Source organism: Cupriavidus gilardii (assembly GCF_013314895.1).
GTDB lineage: Bacteria > Pseudomonadota > Gammaproteobacteria > Burkholderiales > Burkholderiaceae > Cupriavidus > Cupriavidus gilardii_C.
Map to the genome: position 1 here is coordinate 18,633 of NZ_JABTYE010000019.1, position 21,936 is coordinate 40,568.

The 21,936-nt window shown below is 68.9% G+C and carries 20 protein-coding genes; 6 read left to right on the plus strand and 14 right to left on the minus strand.

The features are described from left to right. Positions 1–33: 33 nt before the first annotated feature. Positions 34–852: a hypothetical protein gene (locus HTY53_RS18125; RefSeq protein ID WP_174107900.1), complete on the minus strand. Its 819-nt coding sequence runs from the start codon at positions 850–852 to the stop codon at positions 34–36. A gap of 427 nt (positions 853–1,279) precedes the next feature. Between HTY53_RS18125 and HTY53_RS18130 the strand changes: the two genes are divergently transcribed. Continuing rightward, positions 1,280–2,596 carry a GGDEF domain-containing protein gene (locus HTY53_RS18130; RefSeq protein WP_174107901.1) on the plus strand — a complete coding sequence of 439 codons (1,317 nt, stop codon included), beginning with the start codon at positions 1,280–1,282 and terminating at the stop codon, positions 2,594–2,596. A gap of 97 nt (positions 2,597–2,693) precedes the next feature. Here HTY53_RS18130 and HTY53_RS18135 read toward each other — a convergent pair whose 3' ends face one another. The 3 genes from HTY53_RS18135 to HTY53_RS18145 are packed head-to-tail and all read right to left on the minus strand — an operon-like array spanning position 2,694 to position 6,294. Then, positions 2,694–3,626, minus strand: coding sequence for a c-type cytochrome (locus tag HTY53_RS18135; RefSeq protein WP_174107902.1), 933 nt, complete (start codon positions 3,624–3,626; stop codon positions 2,694–2,696). Next, the gene (locus tag HTY53_RS18140; RefSeq protein WP_174107903.1) at positions 3,623–5,392 is read right to left on the minus strand and encodes a GMC family oxidoreductase; all 1,770 of its coding nucleotides are present in this window, start codon (positions 5,390–5,392) and stop codon (positions 3,623–3,625) included. Before HTY53_RS18140 ends, HTY53_RS18135 begins: the two co-directional genes overlap by 4 nt. Continuing rightward, on the minus strand, positions 5,389–6,294 hold the full coding sequence (locus HTY53_RS18145; RefSeq protein ID WP_368041027.1) for a gluconate 2-dehydrogenase subunit 3 family protein: 906 nt from the start codon (positions 6,292–6,294) through the stop codon (positions 5,389–5,391). Before HTY53_RS18145 ends, HTY53_RS18140 begins: the two co-directional genes overlap by 4 nt. A gap of 73 nt (positions 6,295–6,367) precedes the next feature. Between HTY53_RS18145 and HTY53_RS18150 the strand changes: the two genes are divergently transcribed. Further along, the gene (locus tag HTY53_RS18150) at positions 6,368–6,790 is read left to right on the plus strand and encodes a hypothetical protein (RefSeq protein WP_174107904.1); all 423 of its coding nucleotides are present in this window, start codon (positions 6,368–6,370) and stop codon (positions 6,788–6,790) included. A 125-nt stretch (positions 6,791–6,915) separates the two neighbouring features. On the opposite strand, the gene HTY53_RS18155 is transcribed toward HTY53_RS18150, so the two are convergent. Continuing rightward, positions 6,916–7,773: an oxidoreductase gene (locus HTY53_RS18155; RefSeq protein WP_174107905.1), complete on the minus strand. Its 858-nt coding sequence runs from the start codon at positions 7,771–7,773 to the stop codon at positions 6,916–6,918. Positions 7,774–8,094: 321 nt separating this feature from the next. Between HTY53_RS18155 and HTY53_RS18160 the strand changes: the two genes are divergently transcribed. Next, complete coding sequence (locus HTY53_RS18160; RefSeq protein WP_174107980.1) at positions 8,095–9,054, plus strand: AraC family transcriptional regulator; 960 nt, start codon at positions 8,095–8,097, stop codon at positions 9,052–9,054. Positions 9,055–9,267: 213 nt separating this feature from the next. Further along, the gene (locus HTY53_RS18165; RefSeq protein ID WP_174107906.1) at positions 9,268–10,023 is read left to right on the plus strand and encodes an SDR family NAD(P)-dependent oxidoreductase; all 756 of its coding nucleotides are present in this window, start codon (positions 9,268–9,270) and stop codon (positions 10,021–10,023) included. Positions 10,024–10,056: 33 nt separating this feature from the next. Here HTY53_RS18165 and HTY53_RS18170 read toward each other — a convergent pair whose 3' ends face one another. The 6 genes from HTY53_RS18170 to HTY53_RS18195 all read right to left on the minus strand — a co-directional run bounded on the left by HTY53_RS18170 (position 10,057) and on the right by HTY53_RS18195 (position 15,589). Then, the gene (locus HTY53_RS18170) at positions 10,057–11,436 is read right to left on the minus strand and encodes a type II toxin-antitoxin system HipA family toxin (RefSeq protein WP_174107907.1); all 1,380 of its coding nucleotides are present in this window, start codon (positions 11,434–11,436) and stop codon (positions 10,057–10,059) included. Positions 11,437–11,447: 11 nt separating this feature from the next. Continuing rightward, on the minus strand, positions 11,448–11,762 hold the full coding sequence (locus HTY53_RS18175) for a helix-turn-helix domain-containing protein (protein WP_174107908.1): 315 nt from the start codon (positions 11,760–11,762) through the stop codon (positions 11,448–11,450). Positions 11,763–11,969: 207 nt separating this feature from the next. Continuing rightward, positions 11,970–12,335: a hypothetical protein gene (locus HTY53_RS18180; RefSeq protein ID WP_174107909.1), complete on the minus strand. Its 366-nt coding sequence runs from the start codon at positions 12,333–12,335 to the stop codon at positions 11,970–11,972. Positions 12,336–12,488: 153 nt separating this feature from the next. Then, positions 12,489–13,505, minus strand: a complete 1,017-nt coding sequence (locus HTY53_RS18185) for a Bug family tripartite tricarboxylate transporter substrate binding protein (RefSeq protein ID WP_174107910.1) — start codon at positions 13,503–13,505, stop codon at positions 12,489–12,491. Between the two features lie 13 nt (positions 13,506–13,518). After that, entirely contained in the window at positions 13,519–14,781 is a 1,263-nt protein-coding gene (locus HTY53_RS18190; protein WP_174107911.1) for an alkyl sulfatase dimerization domain-containing protein, read from the minus strand. 91 nt (positions 14,782–14,872) lie between these two features. Further along, positions 14,873–15,589, minus strand: a complete 717-nt coding sequence (locus tag HTY53_RS18195; protein ID WP_174107912.1) for a TetR/AcrR family transcriptional regulator — start codon at positions 15,587–15,589, stop codon at positions 14,873–14,875. 244 nt (positions 15,590–15,833) lie between these two features. Here HTY53_RS18195 and HTY53_RS18200 point away from each other — a divergent pair, with 244 nt between their 5' ends. Both HTY53_RS18200 and HTY53_RS18205 read left to right on the plus strand, forming a co-directional pair. After that, on the plus strand, positions 15,834–16,985 hold the full coding sequence (locus HTY53_RS18200) for a porin (protein WP_174107913.1): 1,152 nt from the start codon (positions 15,834–15,836) through the stop codon (positions 16,983–16,985). Positions 16,986–16,993: 8 nt separating this feature from the next. After that, positions 16,994–18,322 carry a DUF1254 domain-containing protein gene (locus tag HTY53_RS18205; protein WP_254600009.1) on the plus strand — a complete coding sequence of 443 codons (1,329 nt, stop codon included), beginning with the start codon at positions 16,994–16,996 and terminating at the stop codon, positions 18,320–18,322. On the opposite strand, the gene HTY53_RS18210 is transcribed toward HTY53_RS18205, so the two are convergent. The 3 genes from HTY53_RS18210 to HTY53_RS18220 all read right to left on the minus strand — a co-directional run bounded on the left by HTY53_RS18210 (position 18,319) and on the right by HTY53_RS18220 (position 21,810). Further along, positions 18,319–18,885: a GAF domain-containing protein gene (locus HTY53_RS18210; protein ID WP_174107914.1), complete on the minus strand. Its 567-nt coding sequence runs from the start codon at positions 18,883–18,885 to the stop codon at positions 18,319–18,321. The genes HTY53_RS18205 and HTY53_RS18210 overlap by 4 nt on opposite strands. Positions 18,886–18,889: 4 nt before the next feature. Beyond that, positions 18,890–19,867, minus strand: coding sequence for a Bug family tripartite tricarboxylate transporter substrate binding protein (locus tag HTY53_RS18215; protein ID WP_174107915.1), 978 nt, complete (start codon positions 19,865–19,867; stop codon positions 18,890–18,892). A gap of 113 nt (positions 19,868–19,980) precedes the next feature. Beyond that, complete coding sequence (locus HTY53_RS18220; RefSeq protein WP_174107916.1) at positions 19,981–21,810, minus strand: gamma-glutamyltransferase family protein; 1,830 nt, start codon at positions 21,808–21,810, stop codon at positions 19,981–19,983. Between the last annotated feature and the right edge of the window lie 126 nt (positions 21,811–21,936).

Consider the following 21,936-nt stretch of genomic DNA (forward strand, 5'->3'; position numbering starts at 1 on the left):
GCTGTGGGCTATCGGCTGTCAGATACGGCCGCATCAACCGCGCACCCGGGGCCGGCGCTGGCCCTCGTCGCGGGACTCGCGCGACTCGCCGAACTCGCGCCACTCGGAACGTACCGGTGCGACCGCATGGCGATGCCCGGCGAAGGCGGCATGCGAGGGCTGCGGGCACGCCAGGGCGTGATAAAAGGCGAGTTCCAGATCGTCGGCGCCCAGGGCCCTCGCCTGCGCGGCGAAGGCAATCAAGTCAGACGGCGGGGCGGGCATCCGCGCGGCCTGCCGCAGCAGCGTGCGCAGCTCGGACCGATAGCGTTCGCGTGCCGGCATGTCCGACGCGGCGGCGTTGGCCCGCTGGCGCGCAATATCGAGCCGCGCGCGCAGTATCGGCAGCGCGGCCTCATCGGTGACCGACGGCTCCATCCGCGCCAGCAGCGCGTCCGCTTCGTCCAGCCTGGCCTCCCCGGCATACCGCTCGGCCAGCTCCGCCACCAGCCTGGCGTCGGGCGGCGAGACGCGCAGCCAGGCCTTCAGATAGTCCAGCGTCGGCCCGTCCATCGTGCGGCCCGCATGCAGGGCCTCGCGAAGCAGGCGGTCGCGCAGCGGCTCGCGCGGGAGCATCAGCGCCAGGCAGATCGCCGCCGCGGCGACGAACCCCGCGGCACACGCCGGAGACAGCAGGCGTTCGCGCACGGGCGCGGCGGCCGCGGCGCCGTCTGCGTCGTCTGCACGACCGGCACGGCCGGCACGATCTGCGCGATCGGCACGCGGAGCACGCAGCCCGTCGCCAGGCAGCGTCGCCGCTACGCGCGCCCTCGACCTCGGCGGCGTCATGCGCGCCGCGTCTTGCTTCCCCATGATTTCCCCGTTTTTTGCCTCGACGACGCGGCGTCGTCGTTCCCCCGGCCCGGATATCAATTTGTAACTACGAGCCGAATCCTAGCGAACGGTACAAAAAGGGAATGTCAACAATTGTCAAACGTGGCATGCCGCACACGCGCGGTTCGACGCAATCAGTAGAATCACCATCAACAAAAAAGCCACAGCCGTGCCTCGATGCGCGGCCCTCGCTGCGGGACCGCGATTGCATCTGGGATCGGGCTGCGCCAACCGGCGCGCCGGCAACACAGAGCCACACCACGGACCGCATCTTCGGGAATGTCGACGGCGTCATCCGGGTCAAGCTCTCTGACAAGAATTCGCGCTGCGCCGGCCATGGCCGGGCACGCATTGCCTTACACCACTGGCGTCGCGGCCGGACCGCGCGCCACAGGGAGATCATTGAATGTCGCCGGATTTGCCAACTGCCTATCTGACCTTGCTGGTGCTGTTCGCCAGCACGCTAGGCATCTCGATCGGCCTGCGCTACGGCGCCGCGCAAGCGGGCCACCGTGCGCGCTGGACCGACGCCCATGCCTTTGCCTCGCTCGGCGGCATGGCGCTGGCGCTCGGCGCGATCGCGCCGGCGCCGCTGTGGGCGGTGCTGGCGCAAGCGCTGTGCCTCGCGGCGCAGCTAATGCTGGTGCGCGGCCTGGCCGCGAGCGGCATGGCGATGGCCCCGCATCATCTGCGCGCGATGGTCGCCGGCGGCGTCGCTTCGGTGGCGCTGCTCGGGCTGATCGCAACGGTGCAGGATGCCGTGATGGCCGAGCGGGCGATCCGCACGCTCGGCCATGCGATCACCGCGCTGGTGGTCTGGCAGGCGCTGCGCCTGCTCAATCGCGAACGCCGCTCGCACACCATCGGCCACGCGCTGGTATGGGTCGCCTGCTGCGCGCAACTGGCGGCGCAGTGCCTGTGCCTGGCGCTGGCGCTGGCCGCCGGCGGGGCCGGTGCGTGGAGCCCGCTGCGGCCCGACGAGCCTGGCATGCTGGCCCAGGCGCCGCTGCTGCTGATGCTGATCGCGGTGCTGTCCGGCGTGGTCGGATTCACGCTGCTGAGCGCGGAGCGCCAGCTGGCCGAACAGCGCGACCGCGCCCGCCTGGATTCGCTGACCGGGCTGTTCCATCGCGGCGCACTGGACGACGCCGCGATGACGCTGGCCGGGGACGCCGCCCGTAGCGGCAAGCCGCTGTCCTGCCTGGTGATCGACGTCGACCGCTTCAAGCAGGTGAACGACCGCGCCGGCCATCAGGCGGGCGACCAGGTGCTGGTGCGGATCGCGGAGACGCTGCGCCGCGCCTGCCGCGCCAGCGACGTGGCCGCGCGCTTTGGCGGCGAGGAATTCTGCCTGCTGTGCCCGAACACCGGCGAAGAGGAAGCGGTGCTGCTGGCCGAACGCATTCGCGCTCGCATCGCCGCCATCGCGCTGCCGGAAGAAGTCGGCGGGCATGCCAGCGTCAGCATCGGCATCGCGCTGGCCGAGGACGGCGCCGGCGCCGGCGACGCGCGCCGCAGCTGGGAGCGGCTGTTCGCCGAAGCCGACCGCGCGCTCTATCGCGCCAAGCGCGAAGGCCGCAACCGCGTGATCCGCGCCGCTGCCGGCACCGGCATGGCGGCCAGCGCCGCCAACGTGTCCGCGTCGACTGCCTCCAAGGCCGTGAACGAAGCCACCGAACCGGCGGCGTGGCGCGTGGCCTGCGGCGTCTCGGTCGGCGGCTGAGCGGGGCGTTCGCGCGGTCCGCCGCGCGTTGTCGTCACGCGCTGCGCCCCTCCTTCGATCTCTGCACCGAACCCGCGCCCTCGCGCTGGCGCTTTCCCTAGCGCGTCCCGCCCTGCGCGTAGAAGCTGGCCAGTGCGCGGGCATCGGCCTCGCCCAGCCGCTGCGCGATGCCGCGCATCGCACCATCGTCGTCGTTGTGGCGGTTGCCCGTGCGGAAGGCATCGAGCTGCCTGGCCAGATAGTCGGCCGGCTGTCCGGTCAGGCGCGGCAACAGAAAACCCTGCCCTTCGCCCTCGACGCCGTGGCAATTGGCGCAAGCGGGTAGCGCCCGGCCGTTGTCGCCTGCCGCGTGCAGCGTCAGCGCAGCCGATTGGCCGCCTTCCGACAGCGTCAGCGTCGGTGCGGGCTGGCTCGCGTAGTAGCGAGCCACTGCGGCGATCTCGTCGTCCTTCAGGGCCTTGGCGATTGGTGCCATCACCGGATCGACGCGACGCCCTTCGCGATAGTCGAACAGCTGCTTGGCCAGATATTCGGCGGGCATGCCCACCAGCGAGGGGAAGGCACCGGCCGGCACTGCCGCGCCGGCCGCTCCCGATGCGGCCGGCGATGCTGCGGCGGCATGGCACGACACGCAGGCCATCGCCCCCGCGCCATTGCCGCTCGCGGCGATCGTCGCGCCGCGCTGCTGTGCCCCCTTGCCGGCGTCATTACCGGCGTCGTTGGCGGCGTCGTCGGCGGCGGCCCGCAATGCCTGCGACCACGCCGGTTCCTTCGGCTGGAAATCCGTCGAGCGCCGCACCACCGCCTCGCTCGCGGCGGCTGCGGGGGCCGATGCCGCGCCAGGCGCCGGCGCCTGGCCCGCGCCGGCAGCCGGCGACGCCTGGCGCGGCCCGGGGCTGGGCGCAAACAGATCGGGCCACACCTGGTACAGCAGCCCGTACAGCGGGAAGGCGCCGATCCCCAGCACCAGGGCGGCGATCCACCAGGTGGCGCGGCGGCGCCCGGCTTCCACTTCGTCCGGTGTGTTCATGCCATCAGCTTCCCGGGCGCCTTGACATAGTCGCGCTTGACCGCGTCGACGATCCAGTAGGCGGTGGCGCCGACCGTGCCGGTCGGGTTGTAGTTCGAGTTCTGCGGAAACAGGCAGGCCCCGGTCACGAACACATTGGGCACGTCCCAGCATTGGCCGAAGCGGTTGACCACGCTGTTGGCGGGCTCGCTGCCCATCGCCGCGCCGCCGTTCAGGTGGGTGGACTGATAGCTGGTCGCGGTGAACGGCCGTTTACGCGGCCCGGGCTCGGTGGCGACCACCCCGCGCATCGCCTTGCCGATCTGATCGCCCTTACCGGTCAGGAACGCCGACAGCTTGATGTCGTTGTCCGGCAGATCGTAGGTGATGCGCAGCAGCGGCTGGCCCCAGGCATCGCGATAGGTCGGATCGAGCGACAGATAGCCGCCGCGCGTCGGCATCGCGGAACCGGTGATGGTGATCGACGCCGAATGGTTGTAGTAGCGGCGTACCGCCTTCTTCCATTCGCTGCCCCAGGCAGGCGTGCCGATCGGCGTCGGGCGGTAGCCAATCGGCGCGCCGCTGACCACCTGGATCTGGATATAGCCGCCGCCGACGAATCCGAGCGGCCCGTGATCGAAGTTGTCGGCGCTGAAATCGTCGATCGTCACCGCCGCCGCGCCCGCGCCCATGAACGGATTGATGTGGGTCTTCTCGTCGAAGAACAGATTGACGCCCGAGGTGGTCTGGTGCGTGTAGTTGCGCCCCACCACGCCCTGGCCGGTGGCCGGATCGTACGGCTTGCCGATGCCCGACAGCAGAAGCAGGCGCACGTTGTGCACGCTGAACGCGCACAGGAACACCATGTCGGCGGGCTGGAAGAACTCCTGCCCGCTGCCATCGACATAGGTCACGCCGCGCGCCAGCTTGCGGTCCTTGGCGAGCTCGACGCGCAGCACCTGCGCGCCGGTGCGCAACGCAAAGGTATCGAGCTTCATCGCGGCCGGCAGGATGCAGACCTGCGGCGAGGCCTTGGCGAAATGCTCGCAGCCGAAGTTCGAGCAGAACCCGCAGTAGACGCAGGCGCTCATCGGCAGCCCTTCGGTATTGACATAGGGCCGCGTCGACAGCGCCGAGGGCTGGATGTACGGGTGATAGCCGAGTTTGGCGGCGGCTTCGCCGAACAGCGCCGACGCGTGCGCGACCTTCATCGGTGGATTCGGATACGGCCGCGAGCGCCACGGCTCGAAGGGATTGCCGCCCGGCTGCACCTTGCCCTTCAGGTTGCCGGCATAGCCCGAGGCGCCGATCAGATAGTCGAAGCGGTCGTAGTACGGCTCGAGCTCGTCGTAGGTCAGCGGCCAGTCCTGCGCGGTCAGGTCCGGCGCGAAGATGTCCTTGCCGTAGCGGCGCTCGTAGTGGCTGCGCAGCTTGAAGTCGGTCGGGTCGAAGCGATAGTAGGCACCGGACCAGTGGTTGCCCGAGCCGCCCAGATGCGTGCCGGGATAGGCGAACTGCCAGCGGCGCATCGGCAAGGCGGTCTGGCTGGTGTTGTTGCGGAAGGTGAAGGTTTCGGTGGCGGTGTTCTGATGCAGCGCATGCCGCCGCGTATAGCGCAGTTCGTCATGGACGGCGGGAGCCTGAAAATCGGGCGAGGGCCAGCGCGGCTCGCCGCGTTCGAGCATCACTACGCGATGTCCCGCTGCGGCCAGCTCCTTGCCGATGACCGAACCGGTCCAGCCGCCGCCGACGATCACGGCATCGACACGATCGAGGGTTCTGCTCATGGCCGTCCTCCCTTGGGCGCCGGTGCGGCCTTGGCTGGCGACGCGCCATGCGAGGCGTCATGGGACGCGGTCCCGGATGTGCCGCGGTGCGTGCCGTGCATGGCGCCATGTCCGGAAGCGCGCGCCATCGCGATCGACATCGGTGGCCGGATATAGGCCACGCCATGGCGCTCGATGTCGTTGGAGTAGCTGGCGTAGACGCCGGGGAAACCGACCAGCTTCCACCCCGCCATATTGCGATTGCCGCCGTGGATGGGATCGCCGAAGAACCCCTCCATGGTGCCGTCGAGCAGCATCTGGAAGAAGACCTTGCCCGGCAGCGCGGCCAGTTCGATCTCGCCCTTCTCCAGCCCCGTCAGCAACGCATCCTGTTCACGCGGCTGCAATTGCGCAAAGGATTTGCCGCCATGCCGCCTGGCGCTGACCTCGTCCACTGCCGCCAGACCCGCACGAAACGCCTGTGCCGGCGTCAATGCGAGCTGGTAGCCCTGTTCTGGTGTGCCGGCCTGAAACGGTCCATGACGATAGAAATGGTCGCCGCTGCCCCAGGCCCCGGCCAGTTGCCGATCGAGGAAATCCGTCACGCCCGCCTCGCGCGCCCCGGGCCCCAGTTCGTCGTTCGGAATCAACCGCGCAACGATGGCATCCACGGTAATTCTTTCGCGTGCATTGAAAAAATGGGACACGCCACCTGCACTGGCGGCGGAAGCGCCAGCCTGCCGCGGCTCGGCCGCCAGCGCACTGTCGCGGACCAGTCCCGTTGCGGCGGCTCCGGCCGGCAATCCGGCCCCGAGGGCTCTCAGAAGCGTGCGCCGCATGGGCGTGAAGGGTTTGGTCATCGCTGCGCTCCTCGAAAAACCGCAGCGAATGCAAGAAGCGTGGCAAGGCCACGTCGGGATCACGCGCGAGGTCCCTGGCGTGCCCTGGTACGGCCGTTGCCTTCCTCCGATGGGGGACGACTATAGGAGCCATACCATGACGAAGCGAAACTGGATTTCTGTTGCAACCTTGAGCGTCGCCATGCTGGGCGGCCTGGTGGCCGGCTGTAACCGCGGCGGCGACGATGCCGCCGGCACCGACACCGCGGCCAGCGCGCCGATGGGCCCGGTCCCGAGCGACACCACCGGCAGCGCGGGTACCGGCACGGGCACCGGCACCAGCGGTTCGACCGGAACCGGCACTGGCACCGGTACCGGCGGCACCACCGGCGCCACGGGCTCGCCGGGCTCGAGCGACACCACCACCGGCACGACCGGATCGGGCACCACCGGGGCCACCGGCACTACCGGCACCGGCACCGCCGGCTCGACCGGTTCGGGCGGCACGGGCACCGGCGCAGCGGCAGGCTCGGGCGGCAGCACCGGCACGACCGGCAGCGGCGCCAGCGCACCGCAATAAGCCCACTCGCTGGCGGATACGCCGGCAACCCTTCCCCCACTCTCCTCGGCCCCTCTCCTGCTCGCAGGAGGGGGGCGTTCGCTTGTGCCTCCTGCCTGTGCGCGATGGTGCCAATGCCGACCGCTTCAGGCCGTCGATGACGCCACCGCGGCCGCGTGGTCGGTCGAAGCCGACAGCGCTTTCCATTGCTCGAGTTCGGCACGTGCGGCGGCCAGCTTGTCGCCGAGATAGCGCAGCGCGTCGGTGCCGGCGGCAAATCGCAACGGAGCCTGCGGCACGCTGGCCAACTCGACGATGGCCCGCGCCAGCTTGTCCGGGTCGCCCGGCTGCTGGTGACTGTAGTCGTCGTAACCCACGCGCAGCGCCGCAGAGGCCGAGGCATAGTCGGGGATCGCCTCGGCCCCGTAGCGCACCGACGAGCCATCGAGGAAATCGGTGCGGAAGAAGCCCGGCTGCACGATGGTGACCTGGATGCCGAAGCGCGCGACCTCGAGCGCCAGCGATTCGGAAAAGCCCTCCACCGCGAACTTGGCCGCGCAGTAGATCGACGCGCCGTCGAAGCCCACCATGCCGCCGATCGACGACAGATTGAAGATGCGGCCGGCGCGCTGCCGCCGCATCACAGGCAGCACCGCGCGCGTCACGTGCAGGGTGCCGTGGACATTGGTGTCGAACTGCCGCACCACATCGTCGGCACTGTTCTCCTCGAACATGCCGAGCTGGCCGTAGCCGGCGTTATTGACCAGCACGTCGATGCGTCCGAAGGTCGCCACGGCCCGGTCGACCGCGTCGCGCGCCTGCGCCGGCTCGGTGACATCGAGGCGCAATGCCAGCAGACGCTCGCCGTGGCCCGGCAATGCGTGCTCGATGCGCTGCGGATCGCGTCCGGTCGCGACGACGTTGTCGCCGGCGCTCAGTGCCGCCTTCGCGATGCACGCGCCGATGCCGCGCGCCGCGCCGGTGATGAACCAGGTCTTGCTCATGCTGAACTCCTGAAGTGTGGATCGATGGACTGGTCTGCCTTGCCGAGCGCCGTATCCACGCAGGAACCCCGGACGACGTAACGACAGCAACGGCACGGCAACGACATGCGGCCATGGTAGGGAGCGCGGACCGCCGTCCGTTAGAACAAAACTCGGCGGGGCTTGCCTGTTTCTCCAGAATCGCCAGACGGCGGGCGTTCTGGCGCCCGGCATCGTTCCAGCGGGCCCCTCGCGCGCTACACTGGCGCGCAGATTCGGTCAGACACTTTCTCGCGTCCAACGCCCGCCCCCATGCAGAGCCTGCCCATTTCCATTGATCTGATGCCCGCGCCGCCGGAAGCCACGGATGTCGAACGGATCCGGCGCCAGCGCGAAGACCGCATGGCCGCGCTGATCGGCCGCCTCGCCCCGGCCGAGGGATACACGCTGTCCGCGCTCGACGAGGTCAAGTTCCTGCGCGCCAACGGCCCGCTGCCGCGCACGCCGGTGCTCTACGACCCTTGCATCATCGTGATGTGCAAGGGCCGCAAGCGCGGCTTCTTCGCCGGGCGCGAGTTCCTCTACGACGCCCAGCATTTCCTGGTGCTGTCGTTGCCGATTCCGTTCGAGTCGCAGACCGAGGCGTCGCCGGACGACCCGATGCTCGCGATCTCGATCCGCGTGGATCTGGGCGTGCTGGCCGAGCTGGCGCTGTCGGTACCGTCGCCGACGGGGACGGAGTCCGACGAGATATCGGGCATCCAGTCGACCCCGCTCGACGACCGGCTCGGCGATGCCGTGGTGCGGCTGCTGGAGGCCCTGACCTCCGAGATGGAGACCGCGGTGCTGGCGCCGGCCATCCTGCGCGAGATCTATTTCCGCGTGCTGTGCGGCCCGCAGGGCGCGGCCTTGCGCGCATCGCTCGCCTACCAGAGCAACTTCGGCCGCATCGGCAAGGCACTGCGAATGATCCACGCCAGCTACGACCAGCCGCTGTCGGTCGAGACGCTGGCGGGCACCGCCGCGATGAGCGCGGCGGCGTTTCATGCGGCGTTCAAATCGGTCACCGGCACCTCGCCGCTGCAGTACATCAAGGCCACGCGGCTGCACAAGGCGCGCATGCTGATGATCCAGCAGGGGATGAATGCCTCGGTGGCCGCGAGCCAGGTCGGCTACGAAAGCCCGTCGCAGTTCAGCCGCGAATTCAAGCGGTTCTTCGGCCGCAGCCCGATCGACGAAGTTCGCGTGATGAAGGAAGCGATGGCCTTGCGCACGCGGGTGGATTGGGCGCGAGCGGCCTGAGCGGATCGCCGCATCGCCGCTGGGGTGGGGCCTTGCTGTTGCCTGCTGTTGCTTGCGGTTGCCCGTTGTTCCACTGCGCCGCCGCTTCCATAGGATCAGGCAAGCGCGCCAGAGTATCCGGCATGGGCTTGCGCAGCGTGTCTTCGTACAGTGACGGCAAGCGATGGCAAGGACCGTCGCGAACCTTTCTCCACCACTGAACGGAGCTCAATGATGCATGCACTGCAAAGCCAGCGCGACCTGGAAGGCCGGGTCGCCATCGTGACCGGCGCCGCCGGCGGGGTCGGACGCGCCACCGTGGAACTGCTTCACCGCCGCGGCGCGCGCGTCGTGGCCGAGGACATCAAGGACACCGTCACCGATCTGCAGATCGACGGCGAGATCGTCGCCATTACCGGCGACGTCTCGCAGGAAGCCACCGCACGCGCCGCCGTGGACGCGGCGATGGACCGCTTCGGCCGGCTGGACATTCTGGTCAACAACGCGGCCCGCATCATCAATCGCACGGTGGCCGACATGACCGTCGACGAATGGGACCAGATCCTGGCGATCAACGCGCGCGGCATGTTCGTGCACGCCCGCGAAGCGCTGCGCGCGATGGTGCCCGCCAGGCGCGGCGCCATCGTCAACGTCGGCTCCTACGCCTGCGTGGTCGCGCTGCCGACCATTGCCGCCTATGCCGCCTCCAAGGGCGCGGTGGCGCAGCTGACGCGGGTGCTGGCGGCGGAAAACGGCCAGCATGGCATTCGCGTCAATGCGGTCGGCCCGGGCGACATCGTGACCGGCATCCTGGACGACCAGATGCCGAACGGCCGCGAGTTCCTGGCCGAGCATGGCAAGAACAACCTGCTCGGCCGCGCCGCCCAGCCCGAGGAAATTGCCGAGGTGATCGCCTTCCTGGCGTCGGACAAGGCGAGCTTCGTCACCGGGGCGCTGGTGATGGCCGATGGGGGGCATACCGCGGTTTGAGGAAGCCCCGTCGGCGTGCGGCGGTACGGCAGGTCAAACCTGCGAGGGCTCGTGCCGCCGCGTCAGGGACTGGACCAGCGGGTGGCCCTGGAAATGCTCCAGCAGCCTTGTCTTCTGTGGATCCGTCAGCAGCGAATCCCCGATCATGGCCGGCCAGCGAGCCGCTGCTGCTGCAACCGTATGACGGATCGCCGCCGCTGCCGGCTTCTCCGGGATGCCCAGCTCGGCGCAGAATCGCCGGAGAACGGCCGGCCCAATGCCCGGCTTGGCTGCCTTCCCCTGCCGCGCGTCGCTGACCGACATGCGCGGCTTCTCGTTCAAAGCGGGAGGCAGGATGTGCAACGCATGCCCGGTACGGCGGTTGTACGCCGAGTAGCCGACGATGTCATAGGCCGGCGGCAGTTCCGGCGTGCGACCGTCGGGATAGTAGATGCCGATGTTCTTCAAATGCATGTCCGGGTTGCCGAGCATCTCGTTGACGACGATACGCCGCAGCAGTTCATGCACCGCAGGCTCCCCGAGCGACGGGAATTCCATCATCACGCCCGCCACATCCAGATAGCTTGCGCCGAGGTACTTCTGCTCGGGCATGACTTCGAGAATCTGCGCGAAGTCTTCGCAATGAATGCGCCCCTGCGGCGTGCGGTCATAGCGAATCACGGCGAGGAAATTGGTGCGGCTGTCGGCATCGCCAAGATCGTAACCATGCTCCACCGCCAGCGCTTCCAACGGGGCCAGGTGCGCTTCGGTGACATTGACTCCGGCTGCGCCGGCAAGACGCAGCGACAGCTCTTCCAGCTCGGGCAACAGCGGCTGCCCGACCACCGGCAGCTTGGCGATGATGTGGGTGTCCTGCATCTTGGTCCGGCCCACATATCGCCCGCCCTGCCGGATGACGCCAACCTTCGGCTGCACCCCTGACAGCGAGACGCCGTCGTCCATCGGGTCGGCGGTCACCGACATTTCGACGGAATCGGCGTCCTGCGTGACATAGTGGGCCAGCTCGTCGCGCGTCAGCTCAAGAGGCCGTGCGTGGACGTTGCCCGGCAAATCCTTGCCGCAGGCCGCCAGCATTTCGAAATGGTCCTTCGGGTCGCAGCCACGCTGCGCGGCGACATGATCGCGGAAAACGCCTTCGGGCAGCAGGTTCTGGAAGAAGGCGGGCAGCAGCCAGCCATTGGAAGGGCTGAATCGTCCGTTGAACAACGTCGAGCCGACGTCCGCCCACAGCGCCCGCTGCGCTTCGCGATCGCGGGCCAGCATCGACAGCGAAATCGCCGGCGCATCGCGCATTGCGGCAAAGGCCTCGTCGGCCACGAAGCGATTGACCACCTGGGCATCGCCGAGCGCGTACTGGAACAGCACGCCCGCCCGGACCTTGCCGATGAAGATACCGACTGCTTTGACGTTCATGAATTGCCTGCCTAGGACTTGTCAGCTTCCGTCTTGCGCGCTGCAAGACGCTCCCGCGCCGCCTGCACGCGAGTCTTAACCGCGGGCGCCGTTGGCGTGAACGAGCCTTCCTGTGACAGACCGGCTGCCGCGCCCTTCGGCACGATGGCCAGTTCGTAGCCAAGGCGATCCAGCACAGCGAGCAAGGTCGTGACTTTATAGTCACCTTCCCCGCTCAGCATGGAGGTAACGGTGCGGCGCGACAGACCGGTCCGCGCCCCGAGCTCGCTCTGCGTCAGCGAGAGCGCCTTCAGGCGGGTGCGAAGCAGCGCGGCGATTTCAGGCAATGATCGCATGATACTAAAGTAGTATATTTTCAAAAAATCATACTTTATTGCTCATCCGACGTCAAATAAATGAGCAGTAAAGTAGGATTACTACGCTTTATCCTACTTTACTGCTCACCGCGACAAGCGTTTCCGAACTCGGTCGCCATTGTTGGCGTGGCGGCAGAACCGCGCGCCGCCAGGCATCGCCGTACGGAAGGTTCAGCATCACCCCCCGATATGCGGCCGATCCGACTGCATCCGGTCGCCCTGCTCGTCCGGCGGCGAGACCTGTTCGTTCATCACCTCGTTCGGCGTGATGCCGGGCTTGTCGGCGGGTTTTGCGCCGGGCTTGCCGCCCTGCTGACCCTGCTGACCCTGCTGACCCTGCTGACCCTGTTGGCTTTCCTTGCCCTGCCTGCCCTGTTCCGCCTGCGTGGCACTACCGGCCGGATTGCTTTCCGACGGCAGCGTATCCGCCTCGGCGGCCGGGTTCTGCCCACGTTCCTGCGACAGCGGGCCCTTCTCCGGTGTCAGCGACTCGACGGACTGCGGGGCCACGGGATTCGGAATCCCTGAAGATTTGTCCTTCATGCGCATCTCCGTTTGCAATGGATGGTGGAGGGCGCTGCAACGCGCCCGCTGCAGCACGCCGCGACAGCGCGGCGCTGCGGCCTCTGCCATTGCCGACGCAAGACACATACCCGGAGACATACCCGGGCACATGCGCGCCCCATGCGTGCGGAATCAGTCCACCGTCACCCCATTGGCCCGGATGATCTCGCCCCATACCTTGATGTCGTCGCGGATCGTCGCCGCGAAGGCCTCGCTGGTCCTGGCCGGCGGATTGGCCATGTTCATCAGCGCGAAGCGCTCGCGGATCTGCGGGTCGCCCAGCATGCCGTTGATCTCGGCGTTGAGCCGCTTGACGATCGGCGCCGGCGTGCCGGCGGGCGCAAAGAGGCCATACCAGCTGTTGGTGTCGAACGGATAGCCCTGCTCGCGCATGGTCGGCACCTCGGGCGATACCGAGCCGCGGCGGCTGCCGCTGATCGCCAGCGCGCGGATCTTGCCCGAGCGGATCAGCGGCAGCGACGACGAGGTATCGACGAAGGCCACCTTGATCATGCCGCCCTGCAGATCGTTCAGCACCTGCCCCACCGCCTTGTACGGAACGTGGCGCATGCGCAGGCCGGCCTGCATCTTCAGCGCCTCCATGGTCAGATGTCCGCCGGAGCCGATGCCCCAGGAGCCGTAGTCGTAGGTATCGGGTCTGGCCTTCACCGCGGCGACGAGCTCGCGCAGATTCCGCGCGGGAAAATCCGGCGTCACCACCAGGAAGTTGCCGCCCTCGCCCACCTGTGCAACGGGTGCGAGGTCGCGCAGCGCGTCGTAGGGCAGCTTCGGCTGCAGGGTATGGTTGATGACGATCGACGCGGCATAGGTGAACAGCAGCGTATGGCCGTCCGGCGCGGCCTTGGCCACCGTGTCGACGCCGATGATGCCCGTGGCGCCCGGTTTGTTGTCGACGATCACCGTCTGTCCCAGCCGCTTGCCGAGCCGTTCGGCGATCACGCGGGCAAACAGGTCGGTGCCGCTGCCGGCCGAGGAGGCCACCACCAGCCGGATCGGCCGCGATGGCCACGTATCGGCAGCCCAGGCCGGCCCGGCCGCGAGCGGGGCGGCCACCATGGCCATCAGCGCGAGCAGCGCCTGCCGCCGGCTCCTGGGCGGCGCGATAGCGTCGTGGTGATCGATCGACATCGTCTGGTCCTCCTTATCGTTGGCTGAACGGGTGACGCTCACCGCGTTCGATGCTGTCGGCGCTGGCCAGATAGAGGCTGCGCGATACATAGCTGGGCACCTGGCGGGCCCGCTGGCGCAGCCACCCGGCCTTCAGCTCGCGCGCCTGGCGCAGCGTGGGGATATCGCCCGGCGCGCCGGCGAGCACGTCGATCACATGCAGGGCGAGCTGCACCTCGCCCTTGTCGGCGAGCGCCTGCGCATGGCGGATCAGCGCGGCGTGATCGCTGACCGCGGCGGCGATCTGCGCGGCGGCCTGTTCCGGCGGCGCCGGATGCAGCGAGGTCGCGTTGCGGTCCCACCAGCCGTTCTCCGCGCGGTAGATGTCCCTGGCGATATAGCTCGGGTCGCCGTAGCTCGGCCGCATCCATGGCGTGCCGAACCAGGTCTCGGGATAGCGCAGTGCGGCCAGCATCTCGCGCTCGTCCATGCCCTGGTTGATCAGGCGGATCACCTCGTCGTGCAGCCAGTGCAGCGCGCCTGCGGTATGGCGCAGCACCTCGATCGCCTGCGCGCCGCACAGATCGGCGCCGAATTCGCGCACCACGCGCGCGGGTTCGAGCGCCGCCAGGTTCTCCAGCGTGCGGGCCCAGCGCGGCGCATCGCGCATCGTGCGCAGCGGCGTGCCGATGTTCGGGATCGAATCGATCACCGCGGGGCCGCCGTACAGGATGCGGGACGCGGGCAACCACACGGCCACCGCATCGTCGGTCTCCGACGGCGCCCACAGCAGCTCGGCCCGGCCCGGGCCGCAGCCTACCGTCAGTCCCTGGGCGAAGGTCTCGGTGGGCGCATGCTGACTCAGCTTGCCCGCCAGGCGGCCGCGCGGCTGGCGGAACTGCACCTCGGCCAGCGCCTCCTGCAGCGACATGGTGGCGCGGTAGCGGGCCTGGCGCGGCAGCACATTGGCGTGCGCGATCACGCGCGGCGCGGGCTCGCCACGCTCGGCGCAATGCGCCAGCCACAGCGGCAACCCGCTGTTGTAGCCGAGATGGCCGTGGCTGAAGACGATGGCCGCCAGCGGCAACGGGCTGACGCTGCGCAGCGCGTCGATCATGCCGCGCGTGATGGCGCCACCAGGGCCGGCATCGACCAGCAGCAGCGCGTCGCCTCTCTCGGTGGCGATCCTCGCGACGAACGACTGGCCCTGACCGTGCAGCTTCCAGACGCCGGGGGCGACGGTCTCGACCCCATCGCCGGTGGCCAGCGCCGCCGGGCGCGCTTCGAAATCCTGCATGCGAACGACTCCTGTGACAGAACGAAGACGAGCGCCGCCCCGCTCCGCCGGGGAGCGTCATCGTGGCAACGCCAGGGAAGGTACGAGCGCGCTAACGCCGACCGATGCGGGAACTGACGGGAGCGCTCAGGCTTGCCGCGCAGCAGTCGATCAGCTGGTCCAGCGGCGGCTCGCCGCCGCGCCGGCCCTGATCGCGATACCAGTGCGCAAGCGAATAGACCACGGTGTCGTTGAACCAGGTCAGCCGCAGGTTCATGACCTCGCGCGGCACTTCGGGGCAAAGCGCGAACACCAGCTTGCGCACGCGCACCAGCGCCGACACCGCGTCGCGTTCCACCAGCCCCTTCTTCAGCAGGTTCGGGCTGAAGGTCGTCTGCGCCAGCACCTGCAGATAGTGGCGACCCCAATCGGTATCGCGCACCGCATCGGCCAGCGGCAGGATGGTCGCCTCGACCACCGCATGCAGATCGGTGTCGCGGCCCTCGGCCACCAGCCGGTCCAGATAGCGATGACGGATCACGTTGATCTGATGCAGCCGCCGGTTCAGCAGATGGCTGACCAGCGCCTCGCGCGAGCCGAAGTGGTAGTGCAGCGCCGAGCGGTTGCGCTGGCCGCTTTCGAGCACGATCTGCCGCAGCGGCACCTGCTCGACGCCATGCTCGGCGAACAGGCGCTCGGCGATCTCCAGCATCCTGGCGGCGGTGCCCGGCACGCCGCCTTCGTCTTCGGCAGCCGGCGCGGCGGCCTTGCGCCGGCCCGCTGTTTCGGTGTCCTCGCCGATCACCGAGCGAATCTGTTTGAGCTTCATGCCTGCAATCCGCAATGTCCCCCGCCCATCGCAAGGTTCGGTGTCAGCATAGTCGCGTCACGCCGTTCTAATACTAGGGATTAACCCGGAAATTCGACCGCGTGCACAGGCGCCAAGGCTCTGCGGGTAATCCCCAGATTTTCGAACCGCGATGCGGCGCTATGGTGTTTCGGACCCGCGTAATACTGAGTATTAAAACCGAAGCGGGCGACCAAAGACACCGCGGACGCGGAGGAGACACGGCATGAAGCGATGGTGGATCACGGCGGCGGCCGGCCTGATGGCGCACGGCGCGCACGCGCAATCGTCGGTGACCTTGTATGGCGTGGTCACCGCCAGCCTGCAGTACGTCAACAATGCGCAGAACGTCAGCGGCGGCGTGCTGGCGCCCGGCAGCGGCTCGCGCACCATGCTCAACTCGTCGGGCATCGCGCAGTCGCGCTTCGGGCTGCGCGGTACCGAGGAGCTGGGCGGCGGCGTGCAGGCGCTGTTCGTGCTGGAGAACCAGTTCAACACCGACGACGGACGGATGGGCCAGAACGCGATGTTCGGCCGGCAGGCCTTCGTCGGCCTGAAGAGCGAGCTCGGGCGCATCACCTTCGGGCGGCAGTACACCTCGTCGTTCCTGGCGCTGGGCAGCTTCACGCCGGTGGCCTACGCGCCGGAGTTCGAGCCGGTGGTCGGCATCGCCGGGCCGAATTTCCGCGAGAACAACATGGTCCAGTACCACGGCAAGTTCGGGCCCTTGTCGCTGCACACGCACTGGTCGTTCGGCGAGCGCACCGGCAGCCTGGCAGCCGGCTCGGCCTATGGCATCGGCGTGTCGTACTACACCAACGGCTTCGGCGTCGCGGCCGCCTACGACGAGGTCAAGACGCTGAACGCCGCGCAGGCGTCCGGCGCCTCGTCCTCCGGCGACTATGGCCGCGACATGCGCGCCTTCCTGGCCGGCAGCTACGAGATCGGCGCGTTCAAGTTCGTCGCCGGCTACCGCTGGGGCAACTCGGTCGCGCCCGGCGAGGGCGCGCCCACGCTGCTGCCGCATCGCGACGACATGGTCTGGGCCGGGGTGCACTGGCAAACCACCCCCGCGCTGCGGCTGAGCCTGGCCTACTACTACGACGACATCAAGCGCGCCGATATCGGCGGCGCCAGCGTCAATCCGGCCAATCCGCAGCAATATCTGGCGCTGGCCGACTATCGCCTGACCAAGCGCACCGATCTGTTTGCCGGCGTGATGTACGCGCGCAATGCCTCGCTGAACTGGGACAACATCGGCTATCTGCCGAACGGCCAATCGGTCGGCTACGCGCCGGCGACCTCCCAGGTCTATTACAAGCGCCCCGACGCCAGGGGACAGCTCGGCGTCTCGCTGGGCATCCGCACCATTTTCTAGGAGCCACGATGCAAGCCACGGAACGTATGGAAAACACCGACGTCACGATCGATCCCGCCCTCGCCGCCCGCGTGCGCGAGGCCTTCATCTATACCTTCCCGGTGCACGATCTCGCCCAGGTGCGCTGGCAGATCACGCAGAACCCGCAGAACCGCAACCGCGTGCCGGTCAATGGGCTGCTGCACTACCGCCGGCTGCTCGACCATCGCGCCCGCACCGTGACCCAGCCCAACAACGACACGCTCTATTCGCTGTCGTATCTGGCCCTGCACGGCGGACCGATGCGGCTGCGGCTGCCGGACATGGGCGAGCGCTACTACAGCGTCGCGCTGCTCGACATCTTCACCAACAACTTCGCCTGCATCGGCAGCCGCACCACCGGCACCCAGGCGGCCGAGTTCCTGCTGGCCGGGCCCGGCTGGACCGGCGAAGCGCCGGCCGGCACGCAGCTGATTCGCTGTCCGAGCAACGACGTGTGGCTGCTGGGGCGGCTGCTGGTGGACGGCGAACACGACCTGCCGGCCGTGCATGCCCTGCAGGACGCCATCCGGCTCGCGCCGGTGGAACGGCGAGACGCAGGCGATGGCGGCCCGCTCGACACCGTGCCCGACGAGGCCGATCCGGCTCGCTACCTCGATCTGGTCAATGAAGTGCTGGGCCGCAATCCGATTCCGGACGACGAGCGCGAGCTGGTGGCGGGATTTGCGCAAGTCGGCATCCGTCCCGGGCAGCGCCAGGTGTACGCGGAACTGGCGATGCCGGTCCAGCAGGTCTGGCGCGCCATGCTGCCCGCGTTGCGCAAGGAGCTGGCGCGCACGCCGGGCTTCGGCAACGGCAAGGAGCCGGGGCCGTGGCAGTCGGGTCCGGACCATCTGGGCAATTTCGGCAAGGACTACACCTACCGCGCCCATGTGTCGCTGATCGGCCTGGGCGCACTGGAGCGCGCCGAAGCGATCTACGCCACCTGCGTGACCGACGCCGCGGGCGAACGGCTGGACGGCGCACGCGCCTACCGGCTGCATATCCCGCCGGCGATGCCGGTCGATGCGTTCTGGTCGCTATCGATGTACGAGTTCGCGCCGGACGGGCGGCGCTTTTTCACCGACAACGCGATCGGCCGCTATACCATCGGCGATCGCACGCCGGGACTGCAGGTCAACGCCGACGGCAGCATCGATCTATGGCTGCAGCACGCGCGTCCGGAGCCGGCGCGCGAAGCCAACTGGCTGCCGGCGCCGGCCGGTCGCTTCTCGCTGACCTTGCGCTATTACCACCCGCAGCAGCCGCTGCTGTCGCGCCGCTTCGTGCAGCCGGCACCGGAGCCGATCGCGTTCTAGCCGGCGTCCGGCGCCGCTTGTGCCCCGCCGGCGTGGCAATGGGCCACGGCCGGCGCGGCCAGCAGCGCCAGCTGGCGCAGCGTTTGGACCTCGTCGGCCTGCCACGCCGACCTCGGGCTGAGGTAGTTGAACGTGCCGATGCAGCGACCCCGCTCGCTGATCGGTACGTTGACCACTGCCCTCAGCCCGAGCGCGCGGATCGTCGGGATATCGTCGAACACCTGGGCCAGCGCCTCGTCGCCTTCGCCGACGAAGGCCTCGGCGCGCTCCAGCAGCTGCCGCGCCCACGGCGTATCTCCCTTGCGTTTGCTGCCGCCGACCGGATAGGAATCGGGATCGCTCGACCATTGGCGCACCACCTCGCGGCTGTCGGCGCGCCAGACGTTGATCGTCAGCAGGCCCGGTCCGAGCAGCGCCAGCGTGGCGTCTCCGACCGCATCGAACAGCGCGCCGGTATGGTCGGGCCGAGCCAGCCCGGCCTTCAGGCTGACGACCTGCGCTGCGGTCAATCGCCCCTGCAACGCCGAGAGCGCGGCCTGCTGCGGATTCGCTGCTTCGCTCATGCGCTTACTCCGCGCTGATCTTCAGATCGCGGATCAGCTTGCCGTAGCGATCGGCATCGCGGCGCAGCACCTGGCCGAACTGCTGCGGCGTCGACGTGGTCGTCTCCACGCCGATCGCGTCCATCTTCGCCTTGACCTCGGGCAATTGCATCACCTTGTTGATCTCGGCATTCAGGCGCGTCACCAGCGCCGGCGGCATGCCGGCCGGGCCGAACGCGCCATACCAGACCGCCAGCTCGTAGCCCGGCACGGTCTCGGCCACGGTCGGCACATTGGGCAGCAGCGGCGAGCGCTTGGCCTCGGTCACCGCCAGCAGCTTCAGCTTGTTGGCCTTGACGTGCGGCAGCGTCTGCGTGCCGGCCGAGAACAGCAGCTGGGTCTGGCCCGCGACCGTGTCGACCACCGCGGGGGCACCACCCTTGTAGGGGACGTGCAGCATTTCCACGCCGGCCATCTTTTCGAACAGCACCGCGCTCAGATGGTTGGTCGAGCCCGGGCCGGCGCTGGCGTAGGCCAGCTTGCCGGGGTTGGCCCGCGCATAGGCGATCAGTTCCTTGACGTTGTTGGCCGGCACCGACGGATGGACCACCATCGTGTTGGTGACATAGGCCAGCAGGCCCAGCGGCGTGAAATCCTCGACACCGCGGAACGGCATGCTCGGCATCAGCGCCGGGTTCATCGCATGCGTGCTCATCGAGCCGATCAGCAGCGTGTAGCCGTCGGGCTTCGCGCGCGCAACCATCGCCGAGCCGATATTGCCCGACGCGCCCGGCTTGTTGTCGACGATGACGGGCTGTCCCAGCGAGCGGGTCAGATGTTCGGACAGCACCCGCGCCAGGATATCGGTCGAGCCGCCGGGCGCCCACGGCACCACCAGCGTGACCGGCTTGGCCGGGTAGTCCTGCGCCGCCGCGGCGCCCGCGGCGCAACACAGTGCCAGCGCGGCCACGCCGCGCAGCCAGCTTCGAATCGTCGTCTTCATGGTCGTTTCCCCGTATGTCATGCCGGCCGCACCGCGCGCCCGGCTTGTCGTTGTATCGCGTCGTGATGGATCGGCGGTTGGCGCCGCCCGGCGTCGCGCTCGGCTCCCGCGGCTCAGCGCCCCACCGCATAGCCCTGCATGCCGCGCGGATTCGCCCCGGCGCGCAGCAGCAGCCGGCCCCGGGCGTCGCGTTCGCGTGAACAGGCCGACATCCGTCCTTCCGACCACGGCTCGCCGATGCGCAGTTCGTGGCCGGCCTCGCGCAGCGCGTCGAGCGTCGCCTGCGGAAAGCGCGATTCGATGCTGAGCCGGTTCAGCACGGTCTGGCGCGGCCAGAACGAGCCCGGGAAGTGGTCGATGTGCCAGGCCGGCGCGTCGATCGCTTCCTGCAGGTTCATGCCGTGCACCGCGTGGCGCATGAAGAAGGCCAGCGACCATTGGTCCTGCTGGTCGCCGCCGGGCGTGCCGAACACCATGTAGGGTTCGCCATCGCGCAAGGCCAGCGACGGCGACAGCGTGGTGCAGGGCCGCTTGCCCGGCGCCAGCGAATTGGGCAGACCCGGTTCGAGCCAGGTCATCTGCAGGCGCGTATTGAGCGCGAAGCCGAGCGCCGGAATGGTCGGACTCGACGACAGCCAGCCGCCGGATGGCGTCGCCGCGACCATGTTGCCGTCGCGGTCGATCACATCGAGATGGCAGGTATCGCCGACGAAGATCTCCTGCTCGGCCCACTGCTGCACCGGCGGCAGCGCAGCGAAGGTCGGCTCGCCGACGCCAAAGCGCGTATCGGCGCAAGCCAGCGTGCGCTCGGCCGCGTCGAGATCGGGCAGGCGCGGCGCGCGGCCGTCGATGGTGCCCGCGCGAATCTCGCGCGACGCCTGTGCACCGATCAGCTGGGCACGCGAGCGCAGGTAGTCGGCATCGAGCAGGCCCTGCGCCGGCACCTCGGCAAAGCGCGGATCGCCGTACCAGGCCAGACGATCGGCCATCGCCAGCTTGGCCGCCTCGGCAATGCGATGGACGAAGCCGGGCGACGTCGGCTCGTGCGCCTCGAGGCCGGCGTGCCGGAGCATGCCGAGCTGCTGCAGGAAGGCGGGGCCCTGGCTCCAGACACCGCACTTGGCGACCGTATAGCGGCCGAAATCGAGCGTCAGCGGCGCCTCGGCCTCGGGCCGCCAGCACGCCATGTCCTCGTAACGAAGCAGGCCGCGATGGCGCTCGCCGGTGGTGTCGCGCACGTCCTGCGTGCGGCAATAGGTATCGATCTCGCGGGCGACGAAGCCGCGGTACCAGCAATCGAGCGCAGCATCGATCTGCTTCTCGCGCGTGTCGCCAGCGGCCTGCGCCTCTTCGACGATGCGCTGGTAGGTCCGCGCCAGCGCGGGGGTCGCATGCAGGCTGCCGGGCGTCGGCACGCGGCCATCGACCAGCCAGACGTCCGCCGAATCGCGCCACGCGCGCTGGAACAGTTCGCGCACCGCCAGAATCGCCTGCGAAATGCGCGGCACCAGCGGGAAGCCGTCGCGCGCATAGGCAATCGCGGGCGCCAGCACCTCGGCCAGCGACCACGTGCCGTAGTCGCGGAGCATGGTCAGCCAGGCACCGAACGCGCCGGGCACGGTGGCGGGCAGCAGGCCGATTCCCGGCATCAGCTCCAGCCCCATCGCCCGCATCGTGCCCGGGTCGGCCAGCGCGGGCGCCGGGCCCTGGCCGCAGATCGACCGCACCGCGCGCTCGCGCTCGCTCCACAACAGGATCGGCGCCTCGCCGCCCGGGCCGTTCAGATGCGGCTCGACGACCTGCAGCACGAAGCCCCCGGCCACCGCGGCATCGAAGGCGTTGCCGCCGCGCTCGAGCACGCCCATCGCCGTCTGCGAGGCGAGCCAGTGGGTCGACGAGACGACGCCGAAGGTACCGACGATTTCCGGGCGGGTGGTGAACATGCTGGTCTCTGAATGCGGTGTGGATGGGGCAGCGATGGGGGCAGCGACGGGACAGCGATGGGGCAAACGTCGGGCCAAGCGATCGGCAACGCGATCGGCAACGCGATGGGGCAAGTATAGGAAGAT

Excerpts from the sequence above, each read along its gene's own strand:
- HTY53_RS18160 (WP_174107980.1), top strand. The coding sequence starts at position 8,095 with ATGCCCGCGCCGCCGGAAGCCACGGATGTCGAACGGATCCGGCGCCAG.
- HTY53_RS18165 (WP_174107906.1), top strand. The coding sequence starts at position 9,268 with ATGCATGCACTGCAAAGCCAGCGCGACCTGGAAGGCCGGGTCGCCATC.
- HTY53_RS18205 (WP_254600009.1), top strand. The coding sequence starts at position 16,994 with ATGCAAGCCACGGAACGTATGGAAAACACCGACGTCACGATCGATCCC.
- HTY53_RS18140 (WP_174107903.1), bottom strand. The coding sequence starts at position 5,392 with ATGAGCAGAACCCTCGATCGTGTCGATGCCGTGATCGTCGGCGGCGGC.
- HTY53_RS18170 (WP_174107907.1), bottom strand. The coding sequence starts at position 11,436 with ATGAACGTCAAAGCAGTCGGTATCTTCATCGGCAAGGTCCGGGCGGGC.
- HTY53_RS18210 (WP_174107914.1), bottom strand. The coding sequence starts at position 18,885 with ATGAGCGAAGCAGCGAATCCGCAGCAGGCCGCGCTCTCGGCGTTGCAG.
- HTY53_RS18215 (WP_174107915.1), bottom strand. The coding sequence starts at position 19,867 with ATGAAGACGACGATTCGAAGCTGGCTGCGCGGCGTGGCCGCGCTGGCA.
- HTY53_RS18195 (WP_174107912.1), bottom strand. The coding sequence starts at position 15,589 with ATGAAGCTCAAACAGATTCGCTCGGTGATCGGCGAGGACACCGAAACA.
- HTY53_RS18125 (WP_174107900.1), bottom strand. The coding sequence starts at position 852 with ATGGGGAAGCAAGACGCGGCGCGCATGACGCCGCCGAGGTCGAGGGCG.
- HTY53_RS18185 (WP_174107910.1), bottom strand. The coding sequence starts at position 13,505 with ATGTCGATCGATCACCACGACGCTATCGCGCCGCCCAGGAGCCGGCGG.
- HTY53_RS18150 (WP_174107904.1), top strand. The coding sequence starts at position 6,368 with ATGACGAAGCGAAACTGGATTTCTGTTGCAACCTTGAGCGTCGCCATG.
- HTY53_RS18135 (WP_174107902.1), bottom strand. The coding sequence starts at position 3,626 with ATGAACACACCGGACGAAGTGGAAGCCGGGCGCCGCCGCGCCACCTGG.
- HTY53_RS18180 (WP_174107909.1), bottom strand. The coding sequence starts at position 12,335 with ATGAAGGACAAATCTTCAGGGATTCCGAATCCCGTGGCCCCGCAGTCC.
- HTY53_RS18130 (WP_174107901.1), top strand. The coding sequence starts at position 1,280 with ATGTCGCCGGATTTGCCAACTGCCTATCTGACCTTGCTGGTGCTGTTC.
- HTY53_RS18190 (WP_174107911.1), bottom strand. The coding sequence starts at position 14,781 with ATGCAGGATTTCGAAGCGCGCCCGGCGGCGCTGGCCACCGGCGATGGG.
- HTY53_RS18155 (WP_174107905.1), bottom strand. The coding sequence starts at position 7,773 with ATGAGCAAGACCTGGTTCATCACCGGCGCGGCGCGCGGCATCGGCGCG.
- HTY53_RS18220 (WP_174107916.1), bottom strand. The coding sequence starts at position 21,810 with ATGTTCACCACCCGCCCGGAAATCGTCGGTACCTTCGGCGTCGTCTCG.
- HTY53_RS18200 (WP_174107913.1), top strand. The coding sequence starts at position 15,834 with ATGAAGCGATGGTGGATCACGGCGGCGGCCGGCCTGATGGCGCACGGC.